This is a genomic window from Defluviimonas sp. SAOS-178_SWC, assembly GCF_039830135.1.
GTDB lineage: Bacteria > Pseudomonadota > Alphaproteobacteria > Rhodobacterales > Rhodobacteraceae > Albidovulum.
On record NZ_CP156081.1, the window covers coordinates 236,786 to 259,984 of the forward strand.

Sequence of the window (23,199 nt, forward strand, 5' to 3'; positions counted from 1 at the left end):
TTCAGATCTTGCGGATACGGAAGCGGGCGAGGCCGGCGGCGTCGATCTCGACTCCCTTGTCGCCCCAGCGGATCACCCGGTGGAAACGGGCGGCGGCATTGGTCTGGCCGCGATCGGCCGGACGGTGCACGGCGAGGCCCTCGTCCATCTGGTCCATCGCATCTTCGGCGCGCTGGTCGGTGCGGCCCTTGCGAAGCGCGCGTTTCACGCCGTAGGCGGCGACGGCGAGCGCGCCATAACGGATGCCGTAGCGCAGGGCGACACCGGCGATCGGGGCGAGCGGAAGCGGCATGGAACCCTCCTTGTCCGTTTCGGCAGCGATGCTAGGGGCGGGTCGGGATGCTGTCCATTCAAGATTGGTTATGATTCGGCCCGCACCCCTGCCGGGCCGGCCGTCGGGGAGCGGGGCAAACGCGGGGGCGACGCTGCCGGCGGCTGGCCTGCCGCAATCCAGAGGAGCGCGCGGTGCCGCTCGCAGGTTTATATCTCGCCCCCGGCGCCGATGCGCCAGGCGCTCGGGCGGGCATTCAGCCGGGGGTGGCGCGCATCATGCCCGCCAGGGCGGCGGCCTCGCTGCCGATGCCGGCCGCCTCGAGTCCGTCGGCCGAGCCGAGCCGGGCGCGGTCGGGTTTGTTCTGGCCGAGCTTCCAGGTGCCATCCACCTTCGCGATGTCGAGCCGGCAGGGCAGGATCATCCGCATCAACCGGTCGAGCGCCTCTTCCGGCATCTTGTCGGTCCGCCAGGGAGTCTTGGGCCGGAGCCGGTTCTCGAACTCGGCCGACAGCCGGTCGAGCTGGCCGCGCATCAGATCGGGCGGCAGCGCGGTGAGGGTGCCGCGCAGGTGGGCGGCGATGTAGTTCCAGGTCGGGACCTGATCCGCCATCCCGTACCAGTCGGGCGAGATGTAGCCGTCCGGGCCGATGACGGCGAGCAGCGCCGGTTGGGGCACCGCGAGGGCGCGGGCAATGGGGTTGGAGCGCACGAGGTGCAGTTCAAGCGAAGTGCCGTCGGGGGCGAGAACGAAGGGGATGTGCGAGGCAAGGGGCCCGCCGGGCCCGTTGATGGTGAGCGTGCCGAAGCCGCGCGCGCGGGCGAAGGCGAGCACGGTGTCCTCGGGCGTCTGGCGGTAGGCAGGGTTCGGGTGCATCTGTCAGTCTCCTCGGCCTTCAAGGTTCCTGCCGGGGACGGGCGGGTCTGTCACGCGGCTTTTTGTGCGGAGCACATTTTCCCGGCGGGCCGGGCAAACGTCGCCTGACCGCCGACGCCCCCTTGCCTTGCGCTGCCGCTGCTGGCACTTTCCTCCCGTTCTCAGGGCGGGGCGAAATTCCCCACCGGCGGTATGGGGTTCGTCCCCGAGCCCGCGAGCGCCCCGGATCCTGGTCCGGGGGTCAGCAGACCCGGTGCGAGGCCGGGGCCGACGGTTACAGTCCGGATGGAAGAGAACGTGCAAGGCGGACCCCCGCGAGGGGTTCACCCTGCCCGTGATCGCCTTGGGTGACGTGTCACTTTTGAAAGGAGATCACGATGACACACACCCGCTATGCCTTCATCAAGGCCAACTGGCATGCCGATATCGTCGACCGGGCGCTCGAGGGGTTCCGCGCCGCGATCGGCGACGCCGACATCGACGTTTTCGATGTGCCGGGCGCGTTCGAGATTCCGCTTCTTGCCCGCGATCTTGGCCGCTCGGGCCGCTACGACGCCGTCATCGGCGCGGCTTTCGTTGTCGATGGGGGCATCTACCGCCACGATTTCGTCGCCTCGACCGTCGTTGAGGGCCTGATGCGGGCACAGATGGATACCGACGTGCCGGTCCTGTCGGTGGTTCTGACGCCGCACAATTACCAGGAGACGGAAGCGCACACCGCCTTCTTCCGCGAACACTTCGTCCTCAAGGGGCGCGAAGCGGCCATGGCCGCGCAAGCCATCGGCGGCGCCCGCCGCCGTGCCGCTGCCTGATCTGTGTATTCCTCTCCGCAGCGGCGGTGCGCCCTGCGGAGAGGAATCACTTCTGGATCGACTCGAGGTAGAGGGCCAGTGACAGCATCCGGCCACGGGTGGCGACCGATGAAGCGTAGGGCCCGACATCGCCCGGAATCTCTGATGTGAAGATATCGCCGTAGGTCGGCATCGGTCCGCCATGACCACGAACGCCGGTCCGGCCGTCGATGATGTGAATGATCCGCAGCATCGGGAATTCGCCATCATTGTTGGCGGAGAGTTGCGTGAGGTCGGCGACCTTGACGGTCATCAGTTCGGTCAATGGGCCCCTGCCGTCCCCGGTCTCGCCGTGACAGGTTGCACAGTACTGCATGTAGATTCGTTCACCGGTACCCGCGTCCTGCGCCGCCGCGGCGCCGGCGCCGAGCAGCGCGGCCACGGCCAGAGCCGCCCTCGTCCTCGAAAGCATCATCTTGTCCCCTCCATCTTGTGCACGTCCCGCATTGATCATGCTTGCGGCCCGGGGCCATGCGTTGATCGAAATCAGCGTCACCCCGCCCGGTTATAGAAGTGTCGAGCCGTGAAAACGCTCACTGCTGGATCGATTCGAGGTACATGGCGAGCGAAAGCACCCGACCCCGCACTTCAAGAACCGAACCGTAGGGATTGGCCGGCCCCGGATCGGACGCGAACACGCGGCCGAATACCGGCATCGGGGCGCCGTGACCACGCAGCCCGGTACGGCCGTCGATCACATGGATCACCTTCAACATCGGAAACTCGCCGTCGTTGTTTGTCGCCAGGAGCGTAAGATTCGGTGCCGGAATGGTCATCAGGTTGGCCATGTCGCCGTCGCCCTTGCCGCTCGCACCGTGGCAGGCCGCGCAATAGTCGGCATAAAGGTGCGCGCCGATGTCGGTGTCCTGCGCGACGGCCGATCCGGCCAGAAGGCCGAACCCTATGCAGGCTGCCAGAGTCGTGATCGTTTTCATGTTTCCCTCCACCTGGAACGCTACGTTCCGGGGTGAAGTCTAGCCGAGTGCTGAAGCTACCAACTGATTTGGATCATTAGGTCCCGCGCATCTACGCGAGAAGCATGCGGCCATCCGCTCCGGCGATGCGCGCGGTGACGATGGCGCCGACAGGTTGATCGGTCGCGAAGGCCACTTCCATGAATTGTTCGGTCCGGCCCATGTGCGCGCTTTCGGTGAGAATGCGGTGCGCCTTGCCCAGCTCGGCCGAGAGGTGGCGCGTGAGCGCCGCGTCCCCCTCGGCACGGAGCCGTGCGGCGCGCTCGCGGATCGCCGGGCCCCTTACCTGAGGCATGCGCGCGGCGGGCGTGCCGTCGCGGCGGGAATAGGGGAAGACGTGCAGGAAGGTAAGGCCGCAGTCCCGGACGAGCCTGACGGAATTGTCGAACATCGCCTCGGTCTCGGTCGGGAAACCGGCGATGATGTCTGCGCCGAAGACGATGTCGGGACGGAGGCGGCGCGCCTCATCGCAAAAACGGATGGCGTCGTCGCGAAGATGCCGGCGTTTCATCCTCTTCAGGATCAAGTCGTCGCCGTGCTGGAGCGAAAGGTGCAGGTGCGGCATCAGGCGCGGCTCGGTGGCGATGGCCTGCATCAGGTTCTCGTCCGCCTCGATCGAGTCGATCGAGGAGATGCGCAACCGGGCGAGATCGGGCACGAGGCGGAGAATGCGCATCACCAGATCGCCGAGGCGGGGCGCGCCGGGCAGGTCGGCGCCCCAGCTCGTCAGGTCCACGCCGGTCAGCACGACTTCCAAAAAGCCCTTGTCGACCAGCCGCTTGATCTGCTCCACCACCACGCCCGCCGGGACCGAGCGGGAATTGCCGCGACCGTAGGGGATGATGCAGAAGGTGCAGCGGTGATCGCAGCCGTTCTGGATCTGCACATAGGCTCTGTGCCGGCCGAATCCGTCGATCAGGTGGCCCGCGGTCTCGGTCACGCTCATGATGTCGTCGACCATGATCTTCTCGGTCTCGCCGATCAGGTCAGGGGCCTTGAGCGCGGCCCAGGTGGCGGCCTGCATCTTCTCGGTATTGCCGATGACGCGGGTGACTTCGGGCATCGCGGCGAAGGTTTCGGGCTCGGTCTGGGCGGCGCAGCCGGTCACGATCAGCGTCGCATCGGGATTCTCGCGGCGCAGGCGCCGGATCTCCTGCTTGGCCTTGCGCACGGCCTCGGCGGTGACGGCGCAGGTGTTGACGACGACCGCGCCCTCGATCCCGGCCTTTTCGGCCAGGTCCTTCATCGCTTCCGTCTCATAGGCGTTGAGGCGGCAACCGAGGGTGGAGAAGACCGGCGCGCTCATGCGTATTGGGTCAGGAAGGCGGATGTGAGGGCGCCGTCGAAAACATGGGCGGTGGGGCCGGTCATCCAGACCCCGTCGTCGCGCCAGTCGATTTCCAGCGTGCCGCCGTCGAGGTCGAGCGTGACCTTGCGGCCGGTCAGCCCGCGCCGATGGGCGGCGACGGCGGTCGCGCAGGCGCCGGACCCGCAGGCGAGGGTGATGCCGGCGCCGCGTTCCCAGACCCGCATGCGCAGGCGGTCGGGGCTGGTGACGCTGGCATATTCGACATTGGTGGCTTTGGGGAAGAGCGGGTGACGCTCCATCGCCGCGCCGTCGGCGGAAAGGTCCACGGCCTCGGCATCGGCGACGAAGAAGACGCAGTGCGGGTTGCCCATGCCGACCGCGGCAGGATCGCCGTCGATTGGCAGATGCAGGAGGTCGGCGGGTTCGGCAAGCGGCACCCCGGCCCAGTCGAGAATGGGCGCGCCCATGTTGACGCTGACGAGCCCGTCGGCGCGGCGGAGCGCGGTCAGGACGCCGCGTTCGGTGACGAAACTCACCCGGTCACGGCCGAGCCCGGACATCACGTGATCGGCGACGCAGCGCGAGGCATTGCCGCAGGCCCCGGCGCGGCTGCCGTCGGAATTCCAGAAGTCGAGCGCGTAATCGGCGCCCTCGACATCGCGAATCTCGGCCAGCTGGTCGAAACCGACGCCCCGGTGCCGGTCGCCAAGCGCGGCGGCAAGCGCTGCCGTAGTCACGGGGTTCCGCCCCCGTGAATCGATGATCACGAAGTCATTGCCCGCGCCATGCATCTTCATGAACGGCAGGCCGGCGGAGGGTCGCGCGTCCTTCATGGCCCGCGATATACGCCCGGCACAGGGATTTTGCCAGTGGGGCCTGCTTTTGCACTTGACCGCCTCGGATGGGGTTCATAAAGAGACGCCCTGTGATGGGCCGGTAGCTCAGTTGGTAGAGCAACTGACTTTTAATCAGTAGGTCTCGGGTTCGAGCCCCGACCGGCTCACCACTCACCCCATCCCGATCGTGATAACAGGCGGTGTGCGCGGACGTTGCGGCCAGTGTTCCGTTTTGCCGGGCGATCGTCTATATGACTGGTCTTCAAGCTTTTCGAGATGTCGCAGATGACCGAACAGAGCCCGAGCGCGCCGATCACTCAGGACGTGATGACGATTCCCCGCAAACTGCCGGAGGGCGGACGGGTGAACCTCGTCGGGCTCACGCGTGAAGGCCTGCGCGACGCGCTGATCGCCGCCGGTACGCCGGAGAAGCAGGCGAAGATGCGGGTGGGGCAGATCTGGCAATGGATCTACCACTGGGGCGTGCGCGATTTCGCCGCGATGACCAACCTCGCCAAGGACTATCGCGCGATGCTGGCCGAGACATTCGAGATCGCGCTGCCCGAGATCGTGACGCGGCAGGCCTCCGCCGACGGGACGCGCAAGTATCTCCTCCGCATCGCTGGCGGGCACGAGGTCGAGACGGTCTATATACCAGAGGAAAATCGCGGGACGCTGTGTATCTCGTCGCAGGTCGGCTGCACGCTGACCTGCTCCTTCTGCCATACCGGCACGCAGAAGCTCGTCCGCAACCTCACCGCGGCCGAGATCGTCGGGCAGGTCCTGGTCGCGCGCGACGACCTTGGCGAATGGCCCGTTCAGGGTGCGCCGAAGGACGAGACGCGGCTGGTGTCGAATGTCGTCCTGATGGGCATGGGCGAACCGCTCTACAACTTCGAGAATGTCCGCGACGCGATGAAGATCGTGATGGACGGCGAGGGGCTGACCCTGTCGCGCCGTCGCATCACCCTGTCGACAAGCGGTGTCGTCCCCGAGATTGCCCGCGCCGCCGAGGAGATCGGCTGCCTTCTGGCCGTCAGCTTCCATGCGACGACGGACGAGGTGCGCGACACGCTCGTGCCGATCAACAAGCGCTGGAACATCGAGACGCTTTTGGCGACGCTGCGCGACTATCCACGGCTGTCGAACTCCGAACGGATCACCTTCGAATACGTGATGCTGAAAGGCGTGAACGACAGCGACGAGGATGCCAAGCGACTGGTCAAGCTGATCCGTGGCATCCCGGCCAAGATCAACCTCATTCCCTTCAACGAATGGCCGGGCGCGCCCTATCAGCGCTCGGACTGGGGGCGGATCGAGGCTTTCGCCGACATCGTCTACAAGGCGGGCTATGCCTCGCCGATCCGCACGCCCAGGGGCGAGGATATCATGGCGGCCTGCGGTCAGCTCAAGTCCGCGACCGAGCGTGCCCGCAAGAGCCGGGCCGAGATCGCCGCCGAAGCGGGGCTGCCGGGGGCGTAGGCCTCTTGAGCGCGAAGGGCCGCGCCCGACACTCGGCTGGGGAGTGGAACGCGAAAAGACCTATCCCGTGGCGATCCTCGGACGGCCCTGCGCGGTCACGCGAAGCCGCGCCTCGATGAACATCGACTGGCCCTCGACCTCGATCTCTGACATGTCGCGGGTGCAGGTGACGCGAAGCTCCTCGACTCCGGCGCGGCGGGCGCGGTCTGTGGCGTCGGCCGTCAGCGCCGCCTCGAGTGCGGCGAGAGCCTTGTCGCGGTCGTTGAACCGGTGCGGCCCGTCCGCGAGATGGGCGGCGAAAAGGCCAGGGCCGGGGCTTGTGACGATGCCTTCGGCATGCATGGCGATCTGGCCGACGACGGCGCCGATCGCGTTTGCGACGCCGGCATGTTCCGGCAGGATCATCCGCGCGCCAAGGCGGTCCCCCACCGCGCCGTAATAGCTCGGGGCCGAGGCGCCGAGGCCGATCACCGGTACGCCGAGGCTCGCCGTGATGCGGATCACGCCGGAATGCCGGTCGAGCCCCGCCTTCATAAGGGAATGCCGCGCGAGGTCTTCCGGAGCCGCGCCCCAATCCCGGCCATCCTCGGCAAAGGCGGCTTCCAGAAGGCAATCGACGGTCTGCGCGGTCAGCTGATCGATGATCCGCTGCGCGAGCGCCTCGGGCGCCGCCGCGATCCGGTCCCCGCGCCCGTTGCGGCGCCGGGCGAAGAGGGTCACGGCCTTGCGTGCGGCCCCGGCGTCCCAGCTGTCGAGGCGGCCAAGGACATGCGCGGCGTCCGAAGGTGTGATGCCCGAAACCATCACCTGCCCGCGCGACACGAGCCGCATCAGCGCCGGCAGTTCCAGCCGCGTCCGGACCGCGTCGGCAAGCCGAACCGGGCCGCCGAGAAGGCGTTCGACCACCGCGCCCTCGCGCCCCTGGAGCCCTTCGGGCGGGGTGCCGCGCCACATCGGCAGGGCGAAACGGCCGTCATGCTCACCCGTCGCATCCTGCGACAGCCAGCCGTCGAGCGCGTCGTGCACCAGTCCCGGCCAGTCGCGTGCGGCCAGCGCCACCGGCATCAGCCGGCGGGGGCCAAGGCGGAGGCCGGTTTCCAACCCCTCGATCAGATGCACCTCGCTGTCGCCGCCAAGCCCGGTCGTGCGCATCGCCACCGCCTCGACCATGGTGCGGAAGCTGCCGACGCGGGCGCCCATCGGGTCGATCATCGGCTTGCCGTCCTTGAGAAGACAGACATCCGTCGTCGTCCCGCCGATATCGGAAACGAGCGCGTCCGTCTCTCCGGTCAGCCAGCTCGCCCCGGCGATGGAGGCGGCGGGGCCGGAAAGGATCGTCTCGATCGGCCGTTCCCGCGCCAGCGCCGCCGAGACGAGCGCGCCGTCGCCGCGCACCACCATGAGGGGCGCCGCGATCCCGAGATGGGCCATGTGCCCCTCGCAGGCGGAAATCAGGTGGTCGATCATGCCGATCAGCCGGGCATTCAGGACGGCCGTCAGCGCCCGGCGCGGGCCGTTCAGCCCGGCCGACAATTCATGCGAACAGGTGACCGGCCGGCTGGCTACGCGGCGGATCAGATCGCGGGCCGCGATCTCGTGCGCGGGGTTGCGCGTCGCGAAGCTCGCCGCGACGGCAAAGCCGCTGATACCGGGACCGAGGGCGGCGATTTCAGTCTCTAACCTAGCCAGATCGAGAGGTGCCGTCTCTGCGCCGGCATGGCTGTGGCCGCCCGCGAGGCGAATCACTGGATCGCCCTTTAGTGCGTCTTCAAGGCCGGCGCGGCCAAGCTCCGCCTCCTCGAAACCGATGAAGACGAGCGCGACGCGGCCGCCCTGGCCCTCCACCAGCGCATTGGTGGCAAGCGTCGTGGAAAGCGAGACCATCGCGATCTCCGCCGCCGCGACGCCCGAGGTGGCGATGGCCGCGTCGATGGCGGCACCGACGCCGCGCGAAAGGTCGGGCCGTGTCGTCAGCGACTTCGCCGAGGCGATGACACGGTCCTCGGCCTCGTCGAGGACCACCGCGTCGGTATAGGTGCCGCCGGTATCGACGCCCAGAAGATATGCCATGCGCGTTCCCTCTAGTGCGCGTCCGCGAGGATGCGTTCTGCTCCCAGCCAGCCGACCAGAATGCTCGGCGCATTGGTATTGCCGCCGATCAGCGTTGGAAAGACCGAAGCGTCGCAGACCCGTAGTCCATCGACACCGTGCACTTTCAGATCGGGGCCGACGACGGACGTTGCCGCGTCGTGCCCCATCCGCGCCGAGCAGGACGGGTGATAGACCGTCCCCGACCGCGCCCGGATGTCGGCGATCAGATCCGCGTCGCTCCGCACTTCCGGTCCCGGCCGCAACTCCTCGGCGATAAGGGGGCGGATCGGGTCCTGATCGGCGATCCGGCGGAGGAATTTGACCGCCGCCAGCATTTCCTGCACGTCATGGTCGGTCGAATAGGCATTCGCGACGATTTTCGGATGCGCGAAGGGATCGGCGCTGTTCAGCGTGATCTCGCCCCGGCTGGTCGGCCGGCAGTTCGAAAGCCCGATGGAGAGGCCCGAGAACGGGTCCGGCGTCAGCAGAGGCCGCTCGCCGACGCGGGGGACGAGGGTGGAGAAGGCCTGGAAGTAGAGCTGCATGTTGGGGCGCGGCAGGTCCGGCGAGGTACGGAAGAAGCCGCCGCCGTGGTTGATCGACTTCGCCAGCGGGCCGCTGCCGGTCAGGAAATATCTCAGGCCGACCGCTACCTTGCCCCACCACGGGCGCAGGACGTCATTGTAGGTCGGCACCTTCATGCGCCAGGTGTAGTTCAGCCCCTGATGGTCGTTGAGGTTCCGGCCGACCTGTGGGCTGTCGGACGTCACCGCGATCCCGTGATCCTTCAGATGCGCCGCAGGACCGATCCCGGAGAGCATCAGGAGCTGCGGGGAATTGATCGCGCCGCCGGAGAGGATCACCTCGGATGCGGCTCTAACCCGGCCTAAAACACCGTTCTTCCGGTATTCAATCCCGATGGCCCGGCGCCCCTCGAAGATCACGCGTGTGACCTGTGCATGGGTCATCACGGTGACGTTCGCCCGCTTCATCGCCGGGCGCAGGAAGGCCCGCGCGGCGGAGTTGCGGCGGGCATTGCGGATCGTCATCTGGTAGGTGCCGACGCCCTCCTGGTCCGCCCCGTTGAAATCGGCGTTGCGCTTCAGTCCCGCCGCCTCGGTCGAGCGGATGAAGGTCTCGCAGAGGGGATGCAGGTCGCGCTGGTTGGCCGAGATGAAGAGCGGCCCGCCCTTGCCCCGGAAGGTATCCGCGCCCGCCTCGTTATCCTCGATGGCGCGGTAGGCGTCGCGCGCCTTCGCCCATCCCCAGTGCGGCCCGGCGATCTCTTCCCAGTCGTCGTAGTCGCTTTGATGGCCACGGATCCAGACCATCGCGTTGATGGAGCTTGACCCGCCAAGGAGCTTCCCGCGCGGCCAGTGGTCGCGGTTGCCGGCGAGGCCCGGATCAGGCTCGGTCTGATAAAGCCAGTTGACGGCGGGGTCGTAGAAAAGCTTGCCGTAGCCGAGCGGCAGCTGGACATAGAAGCGCCGGTCGCTGCCGCCGGCCTCCAGCACGAGAACCCGGTGCCGGCCACTCGCCGACAACCGCTCGGCCAGGACCGAGCCGGCCGATCCGGCGCCCACGATGATGTAGTCGAATTCTGCCCCGTTCACGGCCGCCACCTGTTTCCCCGCCTAGCATTTCCACGGGAAAGGGCCGGATTCCGCCAGATCTGCGACCGATCTGGTCGCAAAGGAGCTATTCCAGCCGCGCCGGGAAGCCGGGCGCCCTGAGATCGGTGCCGAGAAGATCCTCCAGAAGCCTGGCGATCATCGGCGACTGCGCCTCGCCGCCATAGGCGGCCTTCGCCGCTACATAGGTCTGGTTGGTCATCGAGGCGAGGTCCAGGGGCACACCGAATTCCTTGCCGAAGCCCAACGCGAATCCGAGGTCCTTGAGCGCGAGATCGACGGAAAAGGCGATATCGTAGGAGCCGTTGAGGATCAGCGCCCCCTCCGTCTCGTGCACGAAGGAGTTGCCGGAGGAAGCGGCGATCGCATGCCAGGCCTGCCCGAGATCAAGGCCGCCGCGCTTGGCCAGCATCAGCGCTTCGGATGTGGCTTTCAGGTGGATGAAGGCCAGCATGTTGGTGATGACCTTGATGATCGAGGACGAACCCAGGGGGCCCATGTGGAAGATCCGGTCGCCCATCGCCTCGAACGCCTTCCAATGGAGATCGACAAGGTCCTTGTCGCCCCCCGGCAGCATGGTGATCTTGCCTTGCGCCGCCAGATGCACCCCGCCTGTCACCGGCAGTTCCAGCATCCGCACGCCGGCCTCGCCAGCGACCTCGGCGAGCGCCAGAACATCGTCGCGGCCGAGCGTCGACATCTCGATCCAGGTCGCGCCGGGCTTCATCGCCGGCAGGATCCCGCGCAGCACCTTTTCCGACACGAAAGGCGAAGGCAGGCAGGTGATGACATGATCGACCGAGGCGGCGAGATCCGCGGCGCTGTCGGCCCAGGTGGCGCCCATCGCCACCAGTCGCCCGGCCGGTTTGGGGTCGAGGTCGTGCACCGTCACCGCAAAGCCCGCCTTCAGGAGGCAAGCCGCACAATTGGCGCCGAGATTGCCGAGGCCGATATAGCCGTAATGCACCGCGAATCTCCTGAAACCGGGTCTATTTCACCGGAAATAGATGTTGTAGTCCGCCCTGATCGCCGCATCGAGTTGCGGGTCGACCTGCATCCCGGCCTTGGCGAGAATGTCGTTCTTGCGTGCGATGGCCTTGTCGAGGAGCATCGGCCGCCCCGCCTCCACCCATTCCTTCGGGCTCATCCGGTTGCCGACGGTCGGGTAGATGTATTCGGTCTGCATCAGCGCCAGCGTCTGGTCGGAGCCGAGGTAATGCCCCGGCCCGCCGAGGCAAACCGCCTTCATCGCCTCGATCGAGGTCGAATCCTCGGTCACGTCGATGCCGCGCACGGTGCGCAAGACCTGACCAAGGATATCGTCGCCGAGGACCAGCGATTCGAGGCAGAAGCCCAGAAGCGAGGCATGCATGCCCACCGCCTCGTAGACCATGTTGAGGCCCGAAAGCCCCGCGAGCGTGTTGGTGATCGCCTGTTCCCAGCCGGCCTGCATGTCCGGCAGCTTCGAATCCGAGATCCCAGCTGCCGCCCCGCCCGGCAGGTTGTAGAACCGGTGCATCTGCGCGCAGCCGGCGGTCAGAAGGGCCTGCTCGGCCGAGCCGCCCGACATCGCCCCGGTCCGAAGGTCGCTGACGAAGGGCCAGGTGCCGAAGATCGCCGGATGTCCCGGCGCCATCGCGTTGACGTAGACGACACCCGCGAGGCACTCCGCCACCGCCTGCACGATGGTCAGCGCGATGGGCGCTGGCGCGGTCGCCCCGGCCTGCCCGGCGCTCAGAAGAAGCACCGGCATGCCGCCCCTAATGCACTTCTCCATCGTGACGCAGCTTTCCTCGGCGAATTTCATCGGCGGCACGACGAAGCAGTTTGAGTTGGAGATGAAGGGGCGCGCACGCCATGCCCCCTCGCCGCCGGCGATCCGGTGGATCATGTCGAAGCACGGCTCCACATGGCTTGGATCGCTGAAAGAGGTGCCGACATGTTTCGAGGTCCCGGAACAGCAGGCATAGAGCGTGTTGAGGTCCATCTCGAGATTGTCGAGCACGTCGCGGGCCACCATCGCGCGCTGGAAGAAATGCACGTTGTCGAGGTGATGGGTGATCCTTGCGGCGTCGAACAAATCCTGCGCGGTCGAATCGCGATAGGTGTTGGTTTCTAGGTCGACGATATGGACCGCCGCACCGGCGGTGCCGAAATGCACGTTGGTCCCGCTCAGATGCAGGTCGTATTTCGGATCGCGGCCGCACAGGGTGATGTCGCGCGCCGCCACGGCCAGCATGTCCTCGACCAGGGCCCGCGGAAACCGGAGCCGTCCGTCATCGCCCAGGATCGCCCCGGCGCCGGTCATGATCTCCACCCCCGATGCGGGCGCCTGGCTCAGCCCGATCACCTCCAGCGCGTCGAGCGCGGCGGCATGGATCTTCGCCATCCCCGCCTCGGTCAGGGGCTTGTACTGCCCGCCCGGCAACCCGGCGCGAACCGGACGCAGGTTCTCGGCAAGGGGGGCTGCCCGCAACGCGACCCGCGCCGCCCGCCCGCCACCCCGCGCCGCCCGCCTCGGCGCGCAATTCAACGCATCGTCAGACATTGCCGTCACTCCTTGAACGCCACTGGCTTCTTCTGTTCAAAAATACTCTCGGGGGTCCGGGGGCAGACGGCCCCCGGCCCGGTCACATCCGCACACGGTCCGATTTCGGATCGTAAAGCGGCTGCAAGGATGCCGCAGCCTTCACCCGCCGTCCCGCGATCTCCACCTCATAGTCCGACGCCAGCACATCGGCCGCGCTCTCGCCCTTGCAGGGCACGTAGCCCATGCCGATCGCCGCGCCGAGGTGGTGGCCGTAGGTGCCGGAGGTCAGGTGGCTGACGATCTTGCCGTCCCGGATCAGCGGTTCGTTGTGATAGACCATCACCTCGGGATCGCTCAGCCGGAATTGCACAAGCCGCTTCTCCAGCCCGGCCTCTTTCTTCCTGAGCACCGCGTCGCGGCCGATGAAATCGGGCTTCGACGTCTTCACCGCGAAGCCGAGCCCGGCTTCCAGCACATGATCCTCGCAGGTGATGTCGTGACCGAAATGGCGGAACGCCTTCTCGATCCGGCATGAGTCCATCATGTGCATGCCGCAGAGCGTAAGATCCAAGTCGCGCCCGGCCTCGCGCAGCGTCTCGAACACATGGCCGCACATGTCGGAGGAGACATAGATCTCCCAACCAAGCTCGCCGACATAGGACACCCGGTGCGCCCGGGCGAGGCCCATGCCGATCTCGATCTCCTGCGCCGTGCCGAAAGGGTTGGCCGCGTTCGAGAAGTCGTTGGGGCTGACCTTCTGCATCAGCTTCCGCGCATTAGGCCCCATCACGGCGAGGACGCCCTCCGCCGCCGTCACGTCGGTCAGGACCGCGTTGAAATCGCCGATCTGCCGGCGCATCCAGACCTGATCCTTTGGCCGGGTCACGGCCGGGGTCACCACCAGATAGGCGGTCTCGGACAGCCGGGTGACGGTCACGTCCGCCTCGATCCCGCCTTTTGCGTTCAGGAATTGCGTATAGACGATCTTGCCGACAGGCACCGACATGTCGGCGCCGGAGATGTGGTTCAGAAACGCCTCCGCATCGCGGCCTTCGACCCTGATCTTGCCGAAAGAGGACATGTCGTACATGCCGACATTGGTGCGGATGGACTTGTGCTCCGCGGCCGTGTTGGCGAACCAGTTCTGCCGGCCCCAGCTATACTCGTAGTCCCGCGCCTGCCCCGGCGTCGCGAACCAGTTCGCCCGTTCCCAGCCGCCGATCTCGCCGAAGACCGCGCCCTCGACGTCGAGATGGGCATGGAACGGCGTCCGCCGCACCCCGCGCGCGGTGGCTTTCTGGCGATAGGGGAAATGATCGGCGTAGAGGAGGCCGAGCGTCTCCTTCGAACGTTCGAAAAGGTAGTGCCGGTTGCCCTGGAAGGGCTGGTTCCGCCCCACATCCACGTCGCCGAGATCGAAAGGCTTCTCGCCCGTCTCCATCCATTCGGCCAGCGCCATCCCGGCGCCGCCCGCCGACTGGATGCCGATCGAATTGAAGCCCGCGGCGACCCAGAAATTGTCGACCTCGAGCGAGAGCCCAAGGTTGTAGGCGTCATCCGGGGTGAAGCTTTCCGGCCCGTTGAAGAAGGTGTGGATGCCGGCCTCGGCGAGCATCGGCAGCCGGTTCACCGCGCGTTCGAGGATCGGCTCGAAATGGTCGAAATCCTCGGGCAATTGGTCGAAGCAGAAATCCTCCGGAATGCCGGCCATGCCCCAGGGCTTCGCATTCGGTTCGAAGGCGCCAAGGAGGTACTTGCCGGCATCCTCCTTGTAATAGGCGCATTCGTCCGGCACCCGCAGCACCGGCATCTGCGTCAGGCCGGGGATCGGCTCGGTCACGATGTAGAAATGCTCGCAGGCGTGCAAGGGCACGTTGACGCCCGCCATCCGGCCCACCTCGCGGCCCCACATGCCCGCGCAATTGACCACGTGATCGGCCTGAATAGAGCCGCTTTCACCACCCTTCGACCAAGACACCGCCTTGGCGCGTCGCCCTTCGACCGTGACGCCGGTGACCTTCACGCCTTCGAGGACCAGCGCCCCGCGTTGCCGCGCCCCCTTGGCAAGGGCCAGCGCGATATTCGCCGGATCGCCCTGGCCGTCGGTCGGCAGCCAGACGCCCGCCTTCACGCCGTCGATATTCAGATGGGGATAGCGCTCCTTCACCTCCGCCGGCGACATCTCCTCCACCGGCACTCCGAAGCCCCGCGCCATCGAGGCCGAGCGGAACAACTCCTCCTTCCGCGCCTCGGTCAGCGCGACAGAGACCGAACCCACCGTCTTCATCCCCGTGGCGAGCCCCGTCTCGGCCTCCAGCCCCCGGTAAAGATCGGCCGAATACTTGGCGAGTCGCGTCATGTTGGCCGAAGCGCGAAGCTGCCCGATCAGCCCTGCCGCGTGCCAGGTCGTGCCCGACGTGAGCTGTTTGCGCTCCAGAAGCACGACATCGGTCCAGCCAAGCTTGGTCAGATGATAGGCCACCGAGCAGCCGACCACCCCGCCGCCGATGATCACGCATTTCGCTTTTTCAGGTAGGATAGACACTTAAAAGCCTCTTCATCTTGCCGTAAATATCCTGGGGGTCCGGGGGTGAAACCCCCGGCGTTCCTCAGGCCCGAATCCGCGCGTTCTCCGGATCCCAGAGCGGTTGATCCTTCTGCACCACGGCGCGGTGGCGCTCGCCGTAGATCTCGACCTCGACCACGGTCCCCGGCACCGCGAGATCCGCCCGCACCATGCCAAGCGCGATCGACGCCCCGACCCGGTAGCCCCAGGCGCCGGAGGTCGTCTCGCCGACTACCTTTCCGTCATGCCAGAGCGTCGACATGTAGGGCGCGTCGCAGTCGCCCGCGTCGACCATCAGCGTGACGAAGCGCTTCTTCACGCCGCGCTGCTTTTCGGCCAGAAGGGCCGCCTTGCCCGGGAAGTCCTGCAGCTTGTCGAATTTGACGAACCGGTCGAGCCCGCCTTCGAGAAGGCTGTAATCGGTCGAAAGGTCACCCTTCCACGCCCGATAGCCCTTCTCGATCCGCAAGGAATTCAATGCCCACATACCGAAGGGTTTGGCGCCTTCCGCCAGCACCGCGTCGTAGATCTCCGGGATGTTCCCGACGGGGGCGTGGACTTCCCAGCCGAGTTCCCCGGCGAAGGAGACGCGGGCGAGGACGGCCTTTTGCCCGGCGACCGTCCACATCTTGTGGCTGAGCCAGGGCAGGGTCAGGTCGGCATCGGACATCTTCGCGAAGAGGTCGCGCGACTTCGGGCCGGTGACGATTAGCGTCGACAGGTCTTTCGTCCGGTCCTTCAGCGTGACACTTTCCGGCAGCGTACGCGCGAGCCATTCGTAGTCGTGCCATTGCGCGACGGCGGCGGTGATCAGGGTGAAATCGTCCGCGCCGTTACAGGCGACGGACATCTCGGTCAGGATCCGCCCCCGGTGATCCGGGAAATAGGCCAGCGACAGCCGCCCCGGCTTCGGAAGATTGCCCGCGATCCGTCCCAGAAGCCATTCCCCGGCGCCCGGCCCCGAAAGGTGGAAGCGCGAAAAGCCCGGCAGGTCGAGGACACCGACGCCGTCGCGGACCGCCTCGCATTCCTCGCGGATGCGCGCCTCCCACGGGCCGGAGCGGCCCCAGGTATGCGTCGCTTCCTCGGAGGTGTCGTCGCCCGGCTTCGCGAACCAGTTCGCCCGCTCCCAGCCGTTATAGGCGCCGAACTGGCCGCCGAGTGCCTTCACCTTCGCATGGGCTGGGGAGAGCTTGCGATCCGCCCCGGCGGGCCAGCGGTGCCAGGGGAAATGCATGGCGTATTCGTGGCCATAGACCTCCTTGCCCTTGGCGATACAGTAGTCGCGGTCGGTGTAGTCGGTGTAGCGGCGCGGGTCGCAGGACCACATGTCCCACTCGGTGCCGCCTTCCGTGATCCATTCGGCCAGCACCTTGCCCGCCCCGCCGCCCTGCGCGATGCCGAAGGTGAAGACGCAAGCCTCGAACGCGTTCGGAACGCCGGGCATCGGCCCGATCAGAGGATTGCCGTCGGGCGCGTAGGGGATCGGGCCGTTGATCACCCGGCTGATCCCGGCCGAGCCCAGAAGCGGGACGCGCGCCATCGCATCCTCGATATACCATTCCAGGCGGTCGAGATCGTCGGGATAGAGCTGGAAGCTGAAGTCGTCCGGCATCGGGTCGTCGGGCGTGACCCAATGCGCCTTGCAGTTGCGCTCATAAGGGCCAAGGTTGAAACCCGTTTTTTCCTGCCGGAGATAATAGGAACTGTCGACGTCGCGCAGCAGTGGCAGCTTGTGGCCGACTTCCTTGCTCCAGGCTTCGATCTCGGCGATGGGTTCGGACAGAAGATACTGGTGGCTCATCACCATCATCGGCCCGGTGCGGCCGCCGAAGGGCTTGAACCATTCGCCGACCTTCTGGGCGTAGTAGCCAGCGGCATTCACCACGAATTCGGCCCGGATAGAGCCTTTTTCGGTGTGAACGATCCATTCGCCATTCTCGCGGCTCACTCCGGTTGCCGGGGTGAAGCGCAGGATCGTCGCGCCCATGTCGCGGGCGCCCTTGGCCAAGGCCTGCGTCAATTGCGCCGGGTCGATATCGCCGTCGGCCGGATCGTAGAGCGCGCCGGCGAGGTCGTGGGTTTCGAGGAAGGGATACTTGCCCTTGATCTCATCCACGCCGAGCACTTCAAGCGCCATGCCCTGATAGACGCCCATGCCCTTCGCGCGTGCGAATTCCTGCATCCGCTCCTTCGAATGGGCGAGGCGGACCGAGCCGGTGACGTGGTAGTTCATCGGGTAGTCGACCTCGGCGCCGAGGCGGCTGTAAAGCTCGGTCGAATAGCGCTGCACGTTCATGATCGACCACGAGGTCGAGAATGTGGGCACGTTGCCCGCCGCGTGCCAGGTGGACCCGGCCGTGAGTTCGTTCTTTTCGAGAAGCACGCAATCGGTCCAGCCCGCTTTCGCGAGGTGATAGAGCGCCGAGACACCGACCACGCCGCCCCCGATGATCACCACGCGCGCCGTTGTCGGAAATCCGGACATTTTGCCCCCCTAGTCGAATTCGGCGCGAGTATCGGCGGAGTTCGGGGCGCTTTCAATTCGTCAGCGCTCGGTTTATTAATCGGCATCTCCGATCAGGAGCGCCCCTTGCAGATCGAACTCATCGAAACCTTCCTCGACCTTTGCGATACCCGCAGCTTCAACCGCACAGCGGACCGGATGGGTGTGACGCAATCGACGATCTCCGGCCGGATCCGCACGCTTGAAAAGACCCTCGGCCACCGGCTTTTCATCCGCTCGCGCGCAGGAACGGAACTGACGACGGAAGGCTTGCGCTTTGCCCCCCACGCCCGCAGCCTGCTGCATGGCTGGACCGAGGCGCGCCATGCGATGGGCGATACGGCCGGGGCGGTGACGATGCGGATCGGCATTCAGCATGACCTCGTCAACCTGCATTTCAGCGAGCTGATCGGCGATTTCCGCGCCGCGATGCCCGACACGGCGTTCTTCTTCGAGGCGGACTATTCGGCGCAGATGTGCTCGGACCTCACGACGGGGATCGAGGATTTCGCCATCCTCTTCTCGCCGCGCTACCATCCCGACCTCTACTTCGAGACGATTGGCGAGATCGCCTATCTGATGGTCTCGACCGAGACCGACCGGCTGGCCGAGGTCCGCCGGGAGACCTATATCCTTCCGCATTTCTCCGACGCCATTGCGCCCCTTCATGCCGCGCTGCATCCGCGGCTGGCGACCGCGAGCCTCTCCATCGGCCAGAACGCGGCGATGGTGGCGCTTCTGGGCTCACTCGGTGGGACGGCCTATGTCCTGCGCCAATCCGCGGATGAGCTTGTCGGCGCCGGAACCTGCCGTCTCGTGTCAGGGGCGCCGCCGATACCCCAGCCGATCTTCGCGGGCATCCATATCCGCAACCGCCACCGCTCCGCCCACCGGCGGCTCCTCGGCATTCTGCGGACGCGGTTCGGGCCGTCCGGCCCGACGCTCGCGCGGCGACGCGTTGGATAGGGCTCAGAAGCCGGGCAGCGGCAGGCCCTCGCCAAGCCAGAAGACCAGGATCGGCACCGGCGCGACCGCAATCGCGATGGTCAGGAGCGTGGCGGCGAGCGAGAAGAGGCGGCTGACGCCTGCGATCAGAAGGATACCGCCGCCGCCGCCCAGAAGCGTGTTGCCCGGCAGATTGATCAGGAGCGCGAGGAGCACGTAGCGCTGGCCGCGAACGAGGGGCGACAACCGGCGCGGCAGCCGTGCGCCAAGGAAGTCGAGGCGGGCTGCGCGGTCAAGGGGTTGCAGCGTGGCCACGAGATCCGCCGCCCGCCGGAGACCGAGGTCGGCAAGGAACCGTCTCAGCATCGGATCGGGCAGAAGCGACCCCACCCCGTAAGCCAGCGCCAGACCGCTGAGCGTCGCCGCCCAGATGAAAGGCGCGATCGCCGCGCCCTCGACCATCATCAGGGTAATGCCGAGTTCCGCGCCCGGCACGAAGGGCAGCGCGATGAGGAGGGCATAGGCAACGAGGAGGAGGGCGACGAGCGCGAGGGCCGGCATCGACCGTGCGTCGGATTTGAGGGCATCGGCCTCCGTCATCGTCCATCCGATGAGAAGGTGGACGAGCCAGACAACAAGCGCCAGTGCGCCGAGGCGCAGCAAGAGCCGTCCGATGGATGCGCCCCGGATCGTCAATGCACCTTCCCCCGCCGGTCCCTGAGAGGCGGACGGCAGGTCAACCTAGCATGGATCGGGTGCGTTGCAGAGGTGCCGGCCGTCGGCAAACCGCTATTCCAATGCGACAAGCGGTCCGCTTGCAGCTTCGGCATCCTCAACGTCGTGGCTGACCATCAGGACCGGCACCCCCCGTTCACGGATATGGTCGAAGACAAACGCCCGAATTTCCGCCCGACGATCGGGGTCGAGTTTCGAGAATGGCTCATCGAGGAGGAGCGCCCGGGGTTCGGCCAGAAGCGTCCGCATCAGCGCCGCGCGTGCGCGCTGGCCACCGGATAGCGTGGCCGGATCGCGGTCGTAAAAGCCGGAAAGACCCGCCTGATCAAGGGCCGCCTCGACCGCGGCGCGCCGTTTCGACCGGCCGCGCAGGTCGCGGGCAAGACCGAAGGCGAGGTTATCGCCCACGGAGAGATGCGGGAAGAGAAGCGCGTCCTGGAACAGGATGCCGATCCGCCGCGCCTCGGCCGGAAGCCGGGTGACGTCGCGGCCATTCAGCAGGACCCGCCCGGTCGCCTCGAACCCGGCGGAAAGATGGCCGCCGATGAAGTCGATCAGCGTCGATTTTCCAATGCCGGAGGGGCCAATGATCGTCGTCACGCTCCCGGCAGGTACGCGGAGGGTCAGTGGGGCGAAAAGCGGCGCGGGGCTCTCACAGGGGCGGATCGACACGTCGAGAAGCTCCAGCGCGCTCATGCGACCGCCCCCGCGAGGCCGCGACGGTGGCGCAAGAGGGCCGCCGGAAGCATCAGCGCAGCGCCATAGGCGGCGAAGGGAAGGGTGGCCTGCAACACCGCGTAGACGCCCGTCACCCGGCGGTCCGAGCCAGAGGAGAGGGTCACCGCCTCGGTCGTCAGTGTCGCGATCCGGCCGGCACCAAGGAAGAGCGTGGGAAGATACTGCGCGACCGAGACGGCAAAGCCGATCGCGGTCGCCGTCAAGACCGGGGCGAGCAGGACGGGAAGTTTCACGGCGAACAGGCGCCGCCACGGCCCCGCGCCAAGGGCCGCCGCCGCGCGCACCATCCGCCGGTCGACTGCCCGCCACGGGTCGGAGAGCGCGATCATCACGTAAGGAAAGACGAAAAGCGCCTGGCCCCAGATCACCGCCATCATGCCACCGGTGACGCCCGCACGAAGGAACGTCACCGAAAGGCCGTAAAGGAACGCGACCTGCGGCACGAGGAGCGGCAGATAGATCAGCCCCTCGGCCCAGCGCGCGCGGCTCATCCCGGCGCGGTCCTCGCCCTCAAGCCACGCGATGGCGAGCGTCAGCGACAGAACGGTCGTGGCAATTCCGATGATCAGGGTCTGTTTCAGCGCCATCCCCCATCCCATTGCGGGCCGCGCCCAGGCCCCGAGGCTCCAGCTTTCAGGCAGGGTATCGGGAAATGGCCATCGCCACGTCACCGACCAGATCAGCAGGGCAAGCAGTGCCGCCGTGCCAAGCGCCATGAGAAAACCGGCCCCGGCAACCGCGACCGCCAGTCCCGGCCCCGAGGAGAGGCCGCGCCCGCCGCGACGAATCCAGAACCGGCCTGCAAGGATCGCAGCGCGTTCCGCCCCGACCCAGAGCAGGATCCCCCCCGCCACCAGCGCCGTCTGCGTCAGCGCCGCGGCCGAGGCCGGGAGGATCAGCATCGTGTCGGCCGCGAAGAACCAGCGGGTTATCGCCACGGCCAGCGTCGGCGGGTTCGAGGGGCCGAGGATGATCGCCATGTCGACCATCGACAGCGCGAAAGAGAGGACGACGAAGATCGGCAGCCGGATCAGCGGATAGACCTGCGGCGCGATCACCTTGATCCAGACGACACCCCGCCCGTAGCCAAGCGCCCGGCCCGCCGCGAGATGCGCGCGCACCGGCACCTGGCTGAGCGCAGAAAGCATGACCAGAAGGAAGAACGGCACTTCCTTGATTAGGAGACCCAGGATCAGCGCGATCCCGTATGGATCCCGGACCGTCGCGAGGTCTGGCGGTAAGTCCCATCCCGTGGCCCAGGGACTGAGCATTCTGGCGATCCAGCCTGAAGGCGCGATGAGGAAGGTAATCCCGATGGCGAGGGCTGCATGCGGTGTCGCAAGGAATGGCGTCAGCAGCCGGGCGCTGCGGCCCGCGCTCATCCGCCCGTGAACGGCAGCGCAGAAGCCGGTCGCGATGGCGAGCGCGAGGAGCGTGGAGGCGAAGCCGGTCCAGAGCGTCAGCCACAGGCTGGTCGTGACGCCCGGAAGCGCCCAGAGCCGTCGCCAGGGATCGAGCGACAGGGCATCCGCACCGATGGCCGGGAGAAAGCCGAAGGCCGCGCGGGCCGTTTCCCAAAGGCCGGCAAGGATCGGCAGGACAAGGCCGGCCGACACGATGCCGAGGACCGTCAACCTCAGCCAGCGGCCTTCGGTCGTCCTCATTTGGTGTAGCGCTTCGCCCATTCCCCGGCGATCCGGGTCATCCAGCTCGGATGCGGCTCGTTGAGGGTCGGGCCGAGGGCTTCGTTCGACGGCAGGGCGGGGGACGTGGGCAGGGCAGCGAAAGCGGCCTTTGCCGCGTCATCCAGCTTGGCGGGGTCGAGGACCGAATAGCTGCCGAGCACGGTTATGTCCTGGGCATGGGCCTGGGTGGCGGGATCGAGGAGGAAGTTCGCCACCACCATCGCGCCTTCCTTATGGGCGGCGTTGAAGGGGATCGCGACGAAACTGATATTGCCAATGGATCCGCCCTCGGGCGCGTAGCTTCGCACGGTATCGGGCAAAAGCCCGCGTTCGACGGCGGCGGCAGCTGCGGCGGGGTCGAAGGCCATCGCGAAGTCGACTTCGCCGTCGTTCAGCATTTGCTGAAGCACGCTTTCATTCTCCGGGAAGGCCGTGCCCCCGCGCCAGAGGTTCGGGCGGAGCGCGTCATACCAGGCCCAAAGCGGCTCTGTAGCGGCCGAAAACACCGCATCTGTCGCCTCGGATTGCAGGACGGAGACATCGGGCGTCAGTTCGATCAGCGCCTGCTTCAGAAACGTGGCGCCCATGAAGTTCGACACGGCCGGATGGGTGAAGCGGCCCGGATTGGCCTTGGCCCAGTCGAGAAACGCGGCCATCGAGCGGGGCGGCTCCGGCACGCGGGCGCTGTCATGGGTCAGCACGAATTTCGCGAGCCGCCACGGACTTTCATAACCCTCGGTCGGGATGGTGAAATCGACGATGGCGGCCGAGTCGTCGGACAAGTCGAGGTATTTCGAGTTCGGCAGGTCGGCCAGGAACGGACCATGCAGCAGCCCCTGTTCCTTCATCGACAGGAAGTTCGCGCCGTTGATCCAGATGAGGTCGACCGAGCCGCCCCCGGTTTGCCCGGCCGCCTTTTCGGCGATGACGCGGGTCACGGCCTCGGCGGTGTCGGAGAGCTTCACTTGCTGTATGGTGACGCCGTATTGCGCCTCCAGTTCCCCGCTCGCCCAAGCGATGAAGTCGTTGGTGCGCTCGTCCCCGCCCCAGGCGTTCCAAAAGACGGTCTGGCCACGGGCGGCCGCGAGCGTGTCGTCCCAGTTGTCGGCAAGGGCCGGAGCGGCCAAGCCGGCGGCCAGGAGGGCAATAAGGGGAAGGCGCATTGGTACTCC

The 23,199-nt window shown here is 66.8% G+C and carries 19 protein-coding genes, 1 tRNA gene and 1 riboswitch; of the genes, 4 read left to right on the forward strand and 16 right to left on the reverse strand.

From position 1 onward, the window contains the following. Position 1 precedes the first annotated feature (1 nt). Together V5734_RS02025 and V5734_RS02030 are read right to left on the reverse strand one after the other, a co-directional pair. Complete coding sequence (locus V5734_RS02025) at positions 2-292, reverse strand: hypothetical protein (RefSeq protein ID WP_347311864.1); 291 nt, start codon at positions 290-292, stop codon at positions 2-4. 235 nt (positions 293-527) lie between these two features. Next, positions 528-1,148 (reverse strand): FMN-binding negative transcriptional regulator, encoded by a 621-nt coding sequence (locus tag V5734_RS02030; protein ID WP_347311865.1) that lies wholly within the window; start codon positions 1,146-1,148, stop codon positions 528-530. A gap of 153 nt (positions 1,149-1,301) precedes the next feature. Further along, positions 1,302-1,449, forward strand: a riboswitch (FMN riboswitch). Between the two features lie 76 nt (positions 1,450-1,525). Here V5734_RS02030 and V5734_RS02035 point away from each other — a divergent pair. Continuing rightward, positions 1,526-1,960, forward strand: coding sequence for a 6,7-dimethyl-8-ribityllumazine synthase (locus V5734_RS02035; protein WP_347311866.1), 435 nt, complete (start codon positions 1,526-1,528; stop codon positions 1,958-1,960). A 46-nt stretch (positions 1,961-2,006) separates the two neighbouring features. Here V5734_RS02035 and V5734_RS02040 read toward each other — a convergent pair whose 3' ends face one another. The 4 genes from V5734_RS02040 to dapF all read right to left on the reverse strand — a co-directional run bounded on the left by V5734_RS02040 (position 2,007) and on the right by dapF (position 5,115). Further along, positions 2,007-2,414 (reverse strand): c-type cytochrome, encoded by a 408-nt coding sequence (locus V5734_RS02040; RefSeq protein WP_347311867.1) that lies wholly within the window; start codon positions 2,412-2,414, stop codon positions 2,007-2,009. A 118-nt stretch (positions 2,415-2,532) separates the two neighbouring features. Beyond that, complete coding sequence (locus tag V5734_RS02045) at positions 2,533-2,934, reverse strand: c-type cytochrome (RefSeq protein WP_347311868.1); 402 nt, start codon at positions 2,932-2,934, stop codon at positions 2,533-2,535. Between the two features lie 91 nt (positions 2,935-3,025). After that, complete coding sequence (gene mtaB, locus V5734_RS02050; protein WP_347311869.1) at positions 3,026-4,279, reverse strand: tRNA (N(6)-L-threonylcarbamoyladenosine(37)-C(2))-methylthiotransferase MtaB; 1,254 nt, start codon at positions 4,277-4,279, stop codon at positions 3,026-3,028. Continuing rightward, positions 4,276-5,115: a diaminopimelate epimerase gene (dapF, locus tag V5734_RS02055; protein ID WP_347311870.1), complete on the reverse strand. Its 840-nt coding sequence runs from the start codon at positions 5,113-5,115 to the stop codon at positions 4,276-4,278. The genes mtaB and dapF overlap by 4 nt, the downstream gene beginning before the upstream one ends. A gap of 97 nt (positions 5,116-5,212) precedes the next feature. Between dapF and V5734_RS02060 the strand changes: the two genes are divergently transcribed. Further along, a tRNA-Lys gene (locus tag V5734_RS02060) sits at positions 5,213-5,288 on the forward strand. A 115-nt stretch (positions 5,289-5,403) separates the two neighbouring features. Further along, complete coding sequence (gene rlmN, locus V5734_RS02065; protein ID WP_347311871.1) at positions 5,404-6,600, forward strand: 23S rRNA (adenine(2503)-C(2))-methyltransferase RlmN; 1,197 nt, start codon at positions 5,404-5,406, stop codon at positions 6,598-6,600. A 60-nt stretch (positions 6,601-6,660) separates the two neighbouring features. On the opposite strand, the gene V5734_RS02070 is transcribed toward rlmN, so the two are convergent. From V5734_RS02070 to V5734_RS02095, 6 genes are all read right to left on the reverse strand, one after another. After that, positions 6,661-8,670: a hydantoinase/oxoprolinase family protein gene (locus tag V5734_RS02070; RefSeq protein ID WP_347311872.1), complete on the reverse strand. Its 2,010-nt coding sequence runs from the start codon at positions 8,668-8,670 to the stop codon at positions 6,661-6,663. 11 nt (positions 8,671-8,681) lie between these two features. Then, entirely contained in the window at positions 8,682-10,313 is a 1,632-nt protein-coding gene (locus tag V5734_RS02075; protein ID WP_347311873.1) for a GMC family oxidoreductase, read from the reverse strand. Between the two features lie 76 nt (positions 10,314-10,389). Then, the gene (locus V5734_RS02080; protein WP_347311874.1) at positions 10,390-11,289 is read right to left on the reverse strand and encodes an NAD(P)-dependent oxidoreductase; all 900 of its coding nucleotides are present in this window, start codon (positions 11,287-11,289) and stop codon (positions 10,390-10,392) included. 27 nt (positions 11,290-11,316) lie between these two features. Then, the gene (locus V5734_RS02085; protein ID WP_347311875.1) at positions 11,317-12,870 is read right to left on the reverse strand and encodes a trimethylamine methyltransferase family protein; all 1,554 of its coding nucleotides are present in this window, start codon (positions 12,868-12,870) and stop codon (positions 11,317-11,319) included. Positions 12,871-12,952: 82 nt separating this feature from the next. Then, a complete protein-coding gene (locus tag V5734_RS02090; protein WP_347311876.1) occupies positions 12,953-15,397 on the reverse strand; it encodes a GcvT family protein in 2,445 nt (814 codons plus the stop codon). A gap of 64 nt (positions 15,398-15,461) precedes the next feature. After that, positions 15,462-17,906: a GcvT family protein gene (locus V5734_RS02095; protein ID WP_347311877.1), complete on the reverse strand. Its 2,445-nt coding sequence runs from the start codon at positions 17,904-17,906 to the stop codon at positions 15,462-15,464. Positions 17,907-18,011: 105 nt separating this feature from the next. On the opposite strand from V5734_RS02095, the gene V5734_RS02100 reads away from it, so the two are divergent. Then, positions 18,012-18,890: a LysR family transcriptional regulator gene (locus V5734_RS02100; protein WP_347311878.1), complete on the forward strand. Its 879-nt coding sequence runs from the start codon at positions 18,012-18,014 to the stop codon at positions 18,888-18,890. Between the two features lie 3 nt (positions 18,891-18,893). On the opposite strand, the gene V5734_RS02105 is transcribed toward V5734_RS02100, so the two are convergent. From V5734_RS02105 to V5734_RS02120, 4 genes are all read right to left on the reverse strand, one after another. Next, positions 18,894-19,565, reverse strand: a complete 672-nt coding sequence (locus V5734_RS02105; protein WP_347311879.1) for a hypothetical protein — start codon at positions 19,563-19,565, stop codon at positions 18,894-18,896. A gap of 93 nt (positions 19,566-19,658) precedes the next feature. Next, positions 19,659-20,300, reverse strand: a complete 642-nt coding sequence (locus V5734_RS02110; RefSeq protein ID WP_347311880.1) for an ATP-binding cassette domain-containing protein — start codon at positions 20,298-20,300, stop codon at positions 19,659-19,661. Next, positions 20,297-22,006, reverse strand: coding sequence for an ABC transporter permease (locus V5734_RS02115; RefSeq protein ID WP_347311881.1), 1,710 nt, complete (start codon positions 22,004-22,006; stop codon positions 20,297-20,299). The genes V5734_RS02110 and V5734_RS02115 overlap by 4 nt, the downstream gene beginning before the upstream one ends. Continuing rightward, positions 22,003-23,190 (reverse strand): ABC transporter substrate-binding protein, encoded by a 1,188-nt coding sequence (locus V5734_RS02120; protein WP_347311882.1) that lies wholly within the window; start codon positions 23,188-23,190, stop codon positions 22,003-22,005. Before V5734_RS02120 ends, V5734_RS02115 begins: the two co-directional genes overlap by 4 nt. Between the last annotated feature and the right edge of the window lie 9 nt (positions 23,191-23,199).